This is a genomic window from Chryseobacterium formosense (assembly GCF_900116415.1).
Taxonomy (GTDB): Bacteria; Bacteroidota; Bacteroidia; order Flavobacteriales; family Weeksellaceae; genus Chryseobacterium; species Chryseobacterium formosense.
Genome location: NZ_FPAP01000001.1, coordinates 835304 through 848348, shown reverse-complemented (window position 1 = coordinate 848348; position 13045 = coordinate 835304). Strand labels below are relative to the sequence as shown.

The following is a 13045-nucleotide window of genomic DNA, read 5'->3' as shown; positions in this document are numbered from 1 at the left end:
TATATTTGTTGACTGAAAACGGATGTCAAAAACTGATAAATCGTTAGATTAATTTCTTCAACAAATATTTTTTATGGTTAAAATTTCTACTCTTAATTTCGGAAAAGCTCTAATAGCTTTAGGTGTCTTTGCGAATGTAATTTCTGCAAATGCTCAGCAATGGGAAAATGTTGGTTCTTCTGCAAATATTTCTGCAGGAACAGGAAGCTTCAATAATTTGGTTATTGATACACAGGGTAATTATTATGTTTCTTATTATGATTTATCTGTAACAAAAGCATCAGTACAGAAGTTTAACGGAACAAGCTGGTCGTACGTTGGAGGAAATGCAGGAATTACAATCGGTTCAGCAACATACAGTTCATTGGCGATAAATCCTGCCGGAAATATCTTATACTACACCAATCAGGGATCTGGTTTAGAAGTTCGAAAATTTGAGGGCTCGACGTGGTCTTCTCTACCGAGTGCTTCGTCTGCTACAACAAATTATCAGGCTTCAGCCGTTTCATCTTCTAATATTTTGTTTACTTACGGATCTTATGGTTCAGGAACTGTAAAAAAGTTTGTAAACGGAGCTTGGGAGCAGGTTGGTACCGCAAATATTGCAGGTGGAGTTCCTTATTATGCTGAAATGGTGACGGGTACAAATGGTAAAGTATATGTTCTCCATAACTCATCCGGAATAAAAGTATATGAAAACAGCCAGAATGCTTCTGCAACAGAGGCATGGACTTTGGTTGGAGGAGCAAACGTAGGATCATCATTTACAGAAGGAGCAAACGCTACAACAGACATCGCAATAGGTTCTGATAATACATTGTATGTTGTGTATTCTTCACCCTCTTCAAATAACAGGAGACTTAATGTTAAAAAATTCAATGGAACGAATTGGGTTCAGGTTGGAAATGCTGATTTTGGTATCTCAGACAATTTGTATAATGTTTCGATCGCCGTTACTCCATCAGGAAAACTTTACACCGTAGCAAGCGGATGGGCGATAAACAGCGGGAAAAATACAGTGTATGAATACAATTCTACGACGAATACATGGGTAACAGTAGGTGGAGATTTTGTTTCTGATGATGCTGCAACTTATAATGATCTGCAGTATGATGCAACAACAAACAGTTTAGTTCTTACCTATTCTCAAAACGGAATTAAAGTGAAAAGATTTTCACTGAACTCATTATCAGTAAATGATGTGAAGAAAAATGATTTCAGTATTTATCCGAATCCAACCAACGGAATGATCAATGTTAAAGGCAATTCTACAATAAAATCACTGGAAATTACCAATACTGTGGGGCAGCTTTTAAATGCAAAATTCAACAGTCAGCAAATTAATCTTTCATCATTTCCAAAAGGAGTTTATTTTGTAAAAATAAATTCAGAAGACGGGCAGCAAATAATTAAAAAAGTAATTAAAAACTAGATATATGGAGTAAATCGTACATAGTAATTGAATTAGGAAAGTAAGGCTTTGATTTTTCAAAGTCTTATTTTTTAGTCTAAATAATTAGTATATAAATATACTTAATAAAAATAAATTAAGTATATTTGTTTACTAATAAATCATTTGATATGAATTATAATTTGGCAAAAGATGTGATTCAATTGCTGGAACAATTCGATTCTGAGAACAATAATTCCCGATATTCATCTGATATTGAAGGATTTAAAAATTGGATACAGCATCAGCAAAATAAGAAACCCTCACCAAAAAATATTATTTGGGAAGGTAAACAAAATGGAAGAAGTCCCGAAAGCGTTATCAGTACCCTACTCGTTCACATGAGCAGGTACGCAAAAACATATTCTAAATCTGCCATCGCCGGTTCAGATTTCTCTACTCAGGAAGAATTTATCTATCTCATCAATCTGAAAGCTTTCGGTGAAATGACGAAAACCGAACTTATTAAAAAAAATATTCAGGATAAACCTGTCGGAATTCTTATCATTAATCGCTTGATAAAAAACGACTGGGTAAAACAAACAGATTCGAAAAAAGATAAAAGAACCAAGGTTATCAGCATTACAGAGAAAGGTAATGATGCGCTAGAAAAACAAATGGAAAACATCAGAATGGCAACCAAAATTGTCTGTGGAAATCTTACAGAAGAAGAAAAATATGATCTGATTGAGCTTCTGAATAAACTCGATCATTTTCATAATCCCATTTTTGGCAGAAATATTGACAGTCTAAAATTAGTTGAGACCGTTTTTAACGAGAACTTTTCGAATAATAATTAATTATGATTAAAAAAATAGCAATTATCGGTTCAGGATTTTCAGGATTATCTGCTGCGGCTTATAGTTCGAAAAATGGTCATGAGGTTCATGTTTTCGAAAAAAACAGCAGTTTAGGCGGCAGAGCCAGACAATTTAAAACTGATAATGGTTATGTTTTCGACATGGGTCCAAGCTGGTATTGGATGCCGGATATTATCGAAGATTTTTTTAAAGATTTTAATAAAAAAACGTCAGATTATTATGAACTGATTCCCCTGAATCCTCAGTTTGAAATGGTTTTTTCTGACGGAAATATGGCGCTCCCTCAAGATTATTCAGAAATGAGAAATTTATTTGAAAGCGTTGAAAAGGGGGCCGCAAAAAAATTAGACGAATTCATGCATGATGCACAGTATAAATATGAAGTAGGCATGAAAGATTTTGTTACAAAACCTTGTCATTCATGGTTTGAATTCGTTTCTCCAAAGATTGCCAAAAGTGCTTTAAAACTCGATCTTCTATCAAATTTTCATCGATTTGTAAGAAAATATTTTTCAGATCCGAAACTGATTATGCTGATGGAATTTCCGGTAATTTTTCTCGGTGCCGCTCCGAAAGACATTCCTGCTTTATATAGCCTGATGAACTATGGAGGCTACAAATTAGGAACCTGGTATCCAAACGGCGGTTTTTATAAAGTTATCGAAGCAATGTCTGAAATTGCCAAGGAACAAGGCGTACAATTTCATCTGAATTCAAATGTTGATGAAATTAAAATTATAAAAGGTAAAGCAAATTCAATTGTTGTTAACGGAACAGAAATTGAATTCGACACGATAATTGCGTCCTCAGATTATCATCATACCGAAAATTTAATTCAGAAAGAATACAAAAATTACAGTGAAGAATATTGGGAAAAGAAAACTTTTGCACCTTCCTGTCTGATTTATTATTTAGGATTTAAAGAAAAAATCCCGAATCTGAAACATCACACATTGTTTTTTGAAAATGATCTTGATTTGCATACCTCAGAGATCTACGAACATAAAAAATGGCCGACAAAACCTTTATTTTATGCTTGTTGCCCTTCTAAAACCGATGAAAATGTAGCTCCTGAAAACTGCGAAAACATATTTCTTTTAATGCCCGTTGCAACCGGAATTGAAGATAATGAAGAAACACGGGAAAAATATTTCCTTGAAATGATACAAAGACTTGAAAAACACACCAAGTCATCAGATCTTTTATCAAAAATAGAGTATAAAAAAAGCTATTGCATTAATGATTTTAAAAAAGATTATAATGCGTATGAAGGAAATGCATACGGTTTGGCAAATACACTAAACCAGACTGCAGTTTTAAAACCTTCATTGAGAAATAAGAAAGTGAAAAATCTTTTTTACACAGGACAGCTCACGGTTCCGGGACCGGGAGTTCCACCCTCAATTATTTCAGGAAAAATAGCTGCAAACGAAGCCACCAAATAATCCAAAATATGAAAAAACTTTTCGACGAACTTTCCTATAAGATCAGTAAACAGACCACAAAACAATACAGCACGAGTTTTTCTTTGGGAATTTTGGCACTTTCTCCGAAGATCAGAAATGCGATTTACGCCATCTACGGTTATGTAAGACTTGCTGATGAAATTGTAGACAGCTTTCATGGTTTCGACCGCACAATATTATTGTCAAGATTTCGGGAACAAACCACTCAGGCATTGGAAGAGAGGATTTCTTTAAACCCTATTCTACAGGCTTTTCAGGAGACTATTCATAAATATGAGATTGATGTAAAATTAATCCATCAATTCCTCAATAGCATGGAAATGGATTTGCAGAAGATCGATTATGATTCTGATCTTTACAAAGAATACATTCTCGGTTCTGCAGAAGTTGTAGGATTAATGTGCCTTCAGATTTTTGTTGACGGAAATAAAGAGATTTATGCACACCTGAAACCATCTGCGATGAAACTTGGATCTGCTTTTCAGAAAGTTAATTTCCTGCGGGATATGAAAGATGATTATCAGATTTTAGGGAGAACATATTTCCCGAATGTAGATATTTCTTATTTTGATAATGTGGTAAAAGCGCAGATCGAGCAGGAAATTCATGATGAGTTTCAAGAAGCTTTGGAAGGAATCAGGAAACTTCCCAATTCATCAAGATTCGGAGTTTATCTTGCTTACCGTTATTATATTTCGCTTTTCAGAAAAATAAAGAAAACTTCTGCAAATAAAATCATAAATCAGAGGATAAGAATATCAAATGGCAAGAAATTTTCTCTTATGATGAGCAGTTATGTACAATATAAAATGTCATTCCTTTAAATTTAAACTTAAAAAATGATACACCAACTTCAGCGTCAACAGCAGCTCAACTGCGATATAGAAACTGCATGGAAATTTTTCTCATCGGCTAATAATCTTTCAGAAATAACACCTGAAGACATGAATTTCACCGTCTTAACAAAGCTTAATGAAGACGAAATTTATGAAGGAATGGTCATCGATTACTATGTTTCTCCGCTTTTTGGTGTAAAACTGAAATGGCAGACCGTCATTACTGAAGTTGAATCAAAAAAAATGTTTACCGATTTTCAAAACAAAGGTCCTTTCAAAATGTGGCATCATCGTCATTTTTTTGTTCCGAATGAAAATGGGGTTTTAATGGTTGATAATGTGAATTATGAACTTCCTTTTGGATTTCTGGGAGAAATTGCCCACAAATTGATAGTGAAAAAAAAGCTGGAAGACATTTTTGATTATCGTTTTCAAATTTTAGAAAAAACTTTTAATAAAAAGTAACATGAATTTTTTAATTGTCTTAGTTACATTTTTCGTGATGGAAGGAATGACATGGCTTATTCATAAATATGTTATGCACGGCTTTTTGTGGACGCTCCACCGCGATCACCACGACCACAGCAATGACGGAAAAATGGAGCGGAACGATTATTTTTTCGCCATTTTTGCAATTCCGACGATTGCTTTGATGTATTACGGAACCATTAATAATTTTAATGCATATTTCTACATCGCAATAGGAATTACCTTGTACGGAATGGCTTATTTCTTTGTGCACGACATCTTTATTCATCAGCGTTTCAAGATTTTGAGAGATACAAAAAACCCTTATTTGCTGGCAATCCGGAGAGGTCACAAACAGCATCATAAACATACCGGGAAAGAACATGGCGAATGTTTTGGTTTTCTTTGGGTTCCTGTGAAATACTTCAGAATGTACTTTAATAAAAATAAAACATAGATGTGGCAATACACTTATTTGGCAATTAATTTTTTTACGATCATCATCTGTTTTATATTTTCTTTTCATCCGAAAATTAAATTCAACAAACATTTCAAAGCATTTTTATTGGCATCGGTTATTGTCGCTGTATTTTTTATTGCCTGGGATATTTGGTTTACCGCCAATGGAGTTTGGTGGTTTAATGATAAATATTTGATCGGAGTCCGTTACATTGGTCTTCCGATCGAAGAATTGCTGTTTTTCATCTGCATTCCTTTTTCCTGTGTTTTCACGTATTTCTGTTTAGATAAATTTTTTAAGCTTGATTGGAAACCATCTATTGAAAAAGTTTTTATCATCATTTCAGTAATTGCCTGTTTTGTTTTAGCCTTAATTTTTAAAGATAAAATTTACTCATTTGTTACTTTTTTGACAACAGCTATTAGCTTAGTTCTGCTTTATTTTGTTTTAAAAGTAAAATGGATTGGCAAAGCATCATTTATTTATCTTGTTCTCATGCCCGGCTTTTTAGCCGTTAACGGAATTCTTACAGGAACAGGACTCGAATCTCCGATTGTGAATTATAACCCGAAAGATGTTATTGGCTTCCGGATTTTAACCATTCCTATCGAAGATACGGTTTACGGTTACGAAATGATCCTCTGGAATCTTTTCTTTTTTCATAAATTTAAAAGACATGAGCAAAATTAATATATTCTGGTTTCGCAGAGACTTGAGACTGAATGACAATACGGGACTGAATGAGGCTTTACAATCAGAACAAAAAGTAATTCCGGTTTTTATATTTGATACAGAAATTTTAGATCAGCTTGAAAATAAATCCGACCGAAGAGTTGATTATATCCATCAGGTTTTGGCAGAAATTCATGAAGAATTAAAAAATCACAATTCCGGAATCAAAACCTATTACGGAAAACCATTTGAAATTTTTAAAGAAATAATAAAAGAATTTGATGTAGAAACCGTTTTCTGTAATCGTGATTACGAACCTCAAGCTATTAAAAGAGACCAAGAAATTGCGGATTTTCTCAAAAAAAATGACATCCATTTTGAAGATTATAAAGATCAGGTCATTTTCGAAAAAGATGAAATTGTAAAAAACGATGGTTCGCCATACACTGTTTATACTCCTTATTCAAAAAAATGGAAAGAGAAATTTCATCAGACTGAAATTCATTCAATCCAAACAAATTTTCAGAATTTTCATTCATTTAAATCTAAAAAAATTCACACCCTCAAAGAAATTGGTTTCAAAAAAACAGATATGGTTTTCGAAGGGCCGGTTTTTGATAAAAAAATAATAGAATCATACGACAAAAACAGAGATTTTCCGGCTTTGGATCAAACAACAAGATTAGGAATTGCCTTACGTTTTGGGACGATTTCAATCCGAAAATGTGTAAAATATGCTTCAGAGCACAATGAAATTTGGCTGAACGAGTTGATCTGGAGAGAATTTTTCATGCAGATTCTTTATCATTTTCCTAAAGTAGTGAAGCATTGTTTTAAAGAAAAATATGAAAAAATCAATTGGCGAAACAATGAGGATGAATTTAAGCTGTGGTGCGAAGGAAAAACCGGTTATCCTATCGTTGATGCAGGAATGCGACAGCTTAACGAAACCGGATTTATGCATAATCGCGTTCGAATGATTACTGCAAGTTTTCTTACCAAACATCTTCTGATTGACTGGAGGTGGGGCGAAGCTTATTTTGCAGAAAAACTTTTAGATTATGAACTTTCATCCAACAACGGAAACTGGCAATGGGCTGCAGGTTGCGGTTGCGATGCCGCTCCTTATTTCAGAATTTTTAATCCGAGTGAGCAGACTAAAAAATTTGATAATGATGGGAAATATATCAAAAAATGGTTGCCGAAGAATTATGCTGACATTACATCTGTCGTAGAGCATAGTTTTGCAAGAAACAGAGCGCTCAAGGTTTATAAAAAAGCTGTTAAAGATTAAAATAATTAAAAAAACGGTCTGTTTTGAATTAATTACAGAATTATTCTAAATTAAAAGCATTTACATACCACATCAATGATGTGAGGCATAGTATTTGTAACCATAGTCTTTAGCAAACATTATTAACACCACATCAAAATAAAATGAAAGTTACAGATCTAAAAATTAAAAATCTTGTCGAGTACAGAAACGAGATTTTTACGATTACGGAGATTTTCCAAAAAAACAACGATTATTTTGTGAAAATCGAGAATGACAGTCAGACAATTTCTTTACCGGCAGAAAAAATCAATCCTATTCAGATTACAGGAGATTGGCTGGAAAAATTCGGTTTCATGAGAACTTATGCTTCGGATCACCAAATACGTTATGAAAGACCGGAATCATTTATCAAATATGATATTGATCTAAATTCTAAAAAGATTGTAGAAGGTCTGAAAATTTACGGAAACACGATCAAGTGTAAATACATACATGAATTTCAAAATATTTTTTCATGCTTGTTTGGTAAAGAGACCACGGCTTTTTTTAAGCCATCGTTTCATAAAGCAGCAGTTTAGGCTGAACTTCTGAAACCATTAAAAATTATATACTTCAAATTTTTCCCCGACTGAAAAGCCGGGGATTTTTTTAGGTAATTCTAAGTCTGTTACTTGCTTCCACCCAGTTATGCTTTCCGCAATTCTTACAACTTCCTGCATTTCCAGAAGTTTTTTCTTCTGTATATCCACAAAAAGTACATGAGTAATGACCTGGCTCTTCAATATTTCTCACCGAATTATCCAAAGAATGCAACATAATCGGAAGACCATATTTTACTTTTTCATCTTCAAAAAAGAACACACTGATATCACCGGAAACTTCTTCAATGGCAAATTCTATCTGCCCCAAATGTGAAACACCTTTTAACCTTAATTCTGCAAAAAATTCGTCGCTTCCGAGATTTTCTTTTTTAAAGTTATCAATAGCAAAAATACCATTTTCGATAAGGCACATTGCTTTTCCTTCCAATAGGTTTTCAATTTTTTTAAATCTTCCGATGAGCTTGGTAATGGTAGAATATAAAATAATGATGACAATAAAAACGATTATGGAAGAAACAATCCCGACTTCTTTATAAAACATCGGGTCTCCTGCTGCAGATCCTAAACCTATAATTACAACCAGCTCAAAAATCGAAAGCTGCTTCACTCCCCTTTTTCCCAAAGCACGAAGTCCGATAATAATGGTGAGGAACATAATGATTGTTCTTAGAACAATTTCCAGAAGAAAAGCCCAGTCTTCAGTTCCGAGAAATAACTCTTTCCAACTGAAACTTAAAAAAGCTGATAGAAGCATAATGAAATTTTAAACAGAAAGCTTCAAAAAACAAGCCAGTCGAAAAAAATTCATGATGATAAAACATCGCAATTAATGATTAACAAAGAATAAATAAAATTCATTAATTTTCAGCATTAAATTAAAACTACAAAATGAAAATAATTACAACGCTGTTTATGTTGTTTTTGTCACTATCGATCAATGCGCAACAAATTATTGCACAGGAAAAATATCTAGGTACCATCGACGGAAAAATAAATATTTCTTTTTATTTGAAAATAGAAGAAACAGGCTGCCCAAAGGTAGTTGCTTCAGGAATTTACAAATACACCGACAATAAAGCCGGAAACTGGATTCTTCTGGATACTACTTTTTCTGAAAAAGCACAGCAATATACTTTTGTAGAGCATTATAATACCGGAATTATGTTACTAAAAAGGGATAACGATGGTCTTCAGGGATTGTGGATTTCTCCGGATGGGAAAAAACAGCTTAAGGTCAGTTTAAAAAAATTGAAACCGACCAAAGCTGAGATTGATAAAATGGAAGACGAATTGGAAAAAGCCAATTACAATGCAAATGATTGCTAAATTTTTATCTGTGTCTGTCACCTCTCTGATGATAAGCAACTTCCGGTTTTGGCAGGTTTGCTTTTTCATTTAAATGCTGATTATTAAAACCCGGATCTACTCTATTTTGATGATTTCCTGAATCTGTCGGAACCTGAATATGAACTTTTTTTCCATTCTTGAAAACTTCACCGTCGGCAGTTCTGTAGGTTTGATTTTCTTTGTAAGTGTTTCCGTCTGGTGCTGTAAAAAGATTTTCTTTTTCTTTTCTTTGCTTAATCTTTTTGGCCAAATAAACCAGACTTCCTCCGGCAACAATTCCTAAAGCCACTTTTATTGCATTTTTCATAAGTAATATTTTGTTTCAGTTAAAACAAAAGTGTTGCCAATAATAAGGTTTGTGGTATCTAAGTTTATGAATAAAAAAGACTGACATCCGAAGATGACAGTCCTAAACTTGAGTTAAAAACATAGATATGACTAATCTGGATTGATACTTATCTATACAACCAAAACTAAGAAGTTTATTCTTCTTACGTTATGATCGAAGTCATAAATTTAATCATTATCATAATTTACATTTTCATTTATCTTTATAAATAAAGTAACAAACCAACAACGCAAGATTCACAATAACGGCAAAGGAATTTGAAAGGATAATTGGTAACTCATCTTGTTGTATTCCGTACCATACCCAAAGTGAAAGTCCGGTGACCAGGATCAAAAGCATAAGCCAAGAAAGATCTTCAACGTTTTTATTTTTGATTACTTTGATAAGCTGTGGCATTGAAGCAATAGATGTAAGTCCACCTGCAATTAATCCTAAAATTTCAGTATTCATAGATATTTTTTTAAATAAAAAATCAGCATAAAAAGATTACGCTGATTATCTTTAAAAGAGATATACAAATTGTATGCTTTTTAATCAAAAACCTTGAAGATGTGGTATTAATTTATATTAATGAGTCCGTCTGCAAGAGATTTCCATTGGATTTTGGATGTCCCGATTACAGAGCTTACTATATTCTTAATGCTATTGGCAAAGCTTGTATTTTTGTTGGGCTGCTGATTTCTTTCATAAATTGCCATTTTGATGTAATCATTTCCTTTAGAAATCACAAAAGTAGATGTAGATGCTGCAGAATGAAAATGAATTGTTTTTCCCGCAAACTCATTACCCGGTAATTTAGACGGTCTGCACTGCAACATTATGCGATTTGGATTGCTCTTATCAATCATATCAATCTGAACCCAATGGTAATCTTCAATTTCAGGATTATTTATTTTAGTAAGCAAGATCTTGATATAATCACCAATCTTGGGTGATCTGCTTACAGATTCTCCTGCATTGTCACATAATTCAAATTTTGAAATACATCCTTGGCTATAATTATTCCAGCTGTTGATTTCAAAAAATCGGTCTTTAAGAATATCGAATTTAAAATCTACTTCTTCAGAACTGCTAAATCTTTTTATACTTTCTGTGTCTTGAAAACCACCTCTTACCTGCGATGGAATTCCGGGAACTTTCTTCGGCTTCATTAGTTAATTAATATTTTGCTTTTAAGTGATTTTAAAACATCAATATTCATCATGGTTGATGAACATATTCTCTCCTAAAGGATGAAAAGAATAATATTTTTTAATCATCATTTTTTATCATTTCACACAAATTTAATGTAAGTCACATTTAAATGAAAATATATTAACAAATAAAATATATGTAACAAATAATAACCTATTATTAACATTGATTATCAATACATTTGACATAGAATGATTTAAATCATTATGCCATAAAGAGAAAATAATAAAGAAATATGAAAAAAATTTATTAAGTATACAATAGATTGTTTATTTAAGATTATTATAAATTGTGAAATCGATTGCATTTTTTCTAAAGCTATTTATTTGATTTAGAGGACAGATCATATAACTTTAAAAAAAATAATTAATATCTCTGAAAAAAGGCAATGTGGTTCCAAAAATTTGCCTATATTTGGAGTGAAAATTTTTTTTTCATCATTTGTGTTTTTATTAAACCCTCCGTTTACGGGGGGTTTAATTTTTATAGTAACTCAACTATCTCATTTTCAAGCATATACTTTCATTCGCAAAGGTTTCAAAAATAATTCCTTATCTTACCTATTCTAAAATTACAAACACTACAAAATTTTATTATATGAAAATAGGTTTAATTGGATTTGGAAAAGCAGGAAAGGCTGTAGCAAATGTAATACTGCAAAGTCCCGATTTTACACTGGAATGGATTTTGAGAAACAGCACAAATATGGAAAATCTTTCGGCAAAAAATTTTTTAGAAGTAGAATCTTCTGATGCTGCCGAAATTTTCTCATTACAAAACATTGAAATAACTCAGCTATTTGATGATCGACCTGTAGATATAATTATAGATTTTTCTACCACTGAAAGTATTTATTTATATGGCAAAGCAGCATCTGAAAGGAATATTAAAATAATTTCGGCAATCTCACATTACGGAAACCAAGAAAAAAAATTTCTTCAGGAATTATCACAAAAAAATACGGTTTTTTGGTCGCCCAACATTACTCTCGGAGTTAACTATCTTTTATTTGCAGCCAGTCTTCTGAAAAATATTGCTCCTGATGTCGACATAGAAGTCGTTGAAGAACATTTTAAGGCTAAAGCAGGAATTTCCGGCACAGCGATAAAAATTGCTGAAACACTCGATATTGAAGAAACAAGTATCAACTCGGTGAGAGCAGGCGGAATTGTAGGTAAGCATGAAGTGATTTTTGGCTTTCCTTATCAAACAGTTCGCCTTGTACATGAATCGATTTCGCGGGAAGCGTTTGGAAGCGGTGCTCTTTTTGTTGCACGAAATTTAAAAAACCGATCAAATGGTCTTTATAATTTTGAAGATATTCTGAAGCCTTTCTTTTTTAATGATTCTAAAATGATGCTTTCATAAACCCGGATTATAAAATATTAGAGATGAAGATGTGGCTCATCATGTTTAATCTTTAATTTTTTCACCTGAAAAACAGAAAAGGCACACAATATGCTAATAATATTACATAAACCTTAAAAAAATATTATTATGAAAAGTGTATTATGGTTAGTTGCAGTGATCTGCATTGTTGTTTGGCTTTTAGGAATGCTGAACGTGATCCCGGGAATCAGTACAAGTTATCTGATTCATGTTTTACTGGTTATTGCTATTATTGTAGTTCTTTACAATATTATTTCAGGAAGACGGCCTTTAGATTAGTTAAAAAATTTTAAAAATACAAAAGCTGAATGATTGATTATTCAGCTTTTTTATTGTAATTTTTAAAGATATCTCTAATTATTTCTGGTCATCCATTCTTTATTTCTAATTAATTTGGAGAAATTTTAGTTGGAAAATAGATTTGGACAACATTTGAAATGAATTTAGAATTTTATTTTCAATAATTCTCACAAAAAGTAAAAACATCTAGAAATCAACACTTTGAAAGGTAAAAACACAGTTATTTTTCATAAATTATTACGTAAATATTTATAAATACCACCTGCAATAACTTGTTAATGAAGTTTTATGATTCTATATTTGTTACAGATAAAACAAGACACCATATCATTCATATATATAACTTTTCATCATTCAGTTTTCATGTAGAAGAACAATCAGGGTTCTGACAATCTAGGGAGAGGAACCCTGTTCT

16 protein-coding genes are annotated in these 13045 nt (G+C 32.5%); 12 read left to right on the top strand and 4 right to left on the bottom strand.

Annotated features, from left to right (window positions below):
* Positions 1-73 precede the first annotated feature (73 nt).
* The 9 genes from BM371_RS03975 to BM371_RS03935 all read left to right on the top strand — a co-directional run bounded on the left by BM371_RS03975 (position 74) and on the right by BM371_RS03935 (position 8027).
* A complete protein-coding gene (locus BM371_RS03975) occupies positions 74-1432 on the top strand; it encodes a T9SS type A sorting domain-containing protein (protein ID WP_034676106.1) in 1359 nt (452 codons plus the stop codon).
* A 149-nt stretch (positions 1433-1581) separates the two neighbouring features.
* Positions 1582-2250, top strand: a complete 669-nt coding sequence (locus tag BM371_RS03970) for a MarR family winged helix-turn-helix transcriptional regulator (RefSeq protein ID WP_034676102.1) — start codon at positions 1582-1584, stop codon at positions 2248-2250.
* 2 nt (positions 2251-2252) lie between these two features.
* Positions 2253-3716 carry a phytoene desaturase family protein gene (locus tag BM371_RS03965; RefSeq protein WP_177225340.1) on the top strand — a complete coding sequence of 488 codons (1464 nt, stop codon included), beginning with the start codon at positions 2253-2255 and terminating at the stop codon, positions 3714-3716.
* A gap of 8 nt (positions 3717-3724) precedes the next feature.
* Positions 3725-4561 (top strand): phytoene/squalene synthase family protein, encoded by an 837-nt coding sequence (locus BM371_RS03960; RefSeq protein ID WP_034676099.1) that lies wholly within the window; start codon positions 3725-3727, stop codon positions 4559-4561.
* A gap of 15 nt (positions 4562-4576) precedes the next feature.
* Positions 4577-5038, top strand: coding sequence for an SRPBCC family protein (locus BM371_RS03955; protein WP_034676096.1), 462 nt, complete (start codon positions 4577-4579; stop codon positions 5036-5038).
* 1 nt (position 5039) lies between these two features.
* A complete protein-coding gene (locus tag BM371_RS03950; protein WP_034676093.1) occupies positions 5040-5498 on the top strand; it encodes a sterol desaturase family protein in 459 nt (152 codons plus the stop codon).
* Positions 5499-6191, top strand: coding sequence for a lycopene cyclase domain-containing protein (locus BM371_RS03945; protein WP_034676091.1), 693 nt, complete (start codon positions 5499-5501; stop codon positions 6189-6191).
* Positions 6178-7467 carry a cryptochrome/photolyase family protein gene (locus BM371_RS03940; RefSeq protein ID WP_034676089.1) on the top strand — a complete coding sequence of 430 codons (1290 nt, stop codon included), beginning with the start codon at positions 6178-6180 and terminating at the stop codon, positions 7465-7467. The genes BM371_RS03945 and BM371_RS03940 overlap by 14 nt, the downstream gene beginning before the upstream one ends.
* Before the next feature lie 143 nt (positions 7468-7610).
* Positions 7611-8027, top strand: a complete 417-nt coding sequence (locus BM371_RS03935) for a hypothetical protein (protein ID WP_051882764.1) — start codon at positions 7611-7613, stop codon at positions 8025-8027.
* Positions 8028-8097: 70 nt separating this feature from the next.
* On the opposite strand, the gene BM371_RS03930 is transcribed toward BM371_RS03935, so the two are convergent.
* Positions 8098-8805, bottom strand: a complete 708-nt coding sequence (locus tag BM371_RS03930) for a DUF421 domain-containing protein (RefSeq protein WP_034676087.1) — start codon at positions 8803-8805, stop codon at positions 8098-8100.
* Between the two features lie 134 nt (positions 8806-8939).
* On the opposite strand from BM371_RS03930, the gene BM371_RS03925 reads away from it, so the two are divergent.
* Positions 8940-9377 (top strand): hypothetical protein, encoded by a 438-nt coding sequence (locus BM371_RS03925; protein ID WP_034676085.1) that lies wholly within the window; start codon positions 8940-8942, stop codon positions 9375-9377.
* Between the two features lie 4 nt (positions 9378-9381).
* On the opposite strand, the gene BM371_RS03920 is transcribed toward BM371_RS03925, so the two are convergent.
* From BM371_RS03920 to BM371_RS03910, 3 genes are all read right to left on the bottom strand, one after another.
* The gene (locus BM371_RS03920; protein WP_034676084.1) at positions 9382-9705 is read right to left on the bottom strand and encodes a hypothetical protein; all 324 of its coding nucleotides are present in this window, start codon (positions 9703-9705) and stop codon (positions 9382-9384) included.
* 234 nt (positions 9706-9939) lie between these two features.
* Complete coding sequence (locus tag BM371_RS03915; protein WP_034676083.1) at positions 9940-10197, bottom strand: SemiSWEET transporter; 258 nt, start codon at positions 10195-10197, stop codon at positions 9940-9942.
* Positions 10198-10304: 107 nt separating this feature from the next.
* The gene (locus BM371_RS03910; protein WP_034676081.1) at positions 10305-10898 is read right to left on the bottom strand and encodes a hypothetical protein; all 594 of its coding nucleotides are present in this window, start codon (positions 10896-10898) and stop codon (positions 10305-10307) included.
* Between the two features lie 640 nt (positions 10899-11538).
* On the opposite strand from BM371_RS03910, the gene BM371_RS03905 reads away from it, so the two are divergent.
* Together BM371_RS03905 and BM371_RS20335 are read left to right on the top strand one after the other, a co-directional pair.
* The gene (locus BM371_RS03905; protein ID WP_034676077.1) at positions 11539-12309 is read left to right on the top strand and encodes a 4-hydroxy-tetrahydrodipicolinate reductase; all 771 of its coding nucleotides are present in this window, start codon (positions 11539-11541) and stop codon (positions 12307-12309) included.
* 129 nt (positions 12310-12438) lie between these two features.
* Positions 12439-12609 carry a lmo0937 family membrane protein gene (locus BM371_RS20335; RefSeq protein ID WP_034676074.1) on the top strand — a complete coding sequence of 57 codons (171 nt, stop codon included), beginning with the start codon at positions 12439-12441 and terminating at the stop codon, positions 12607-12609.
* Positions 12610-13045: the final 436 nt, after the last annotated feature.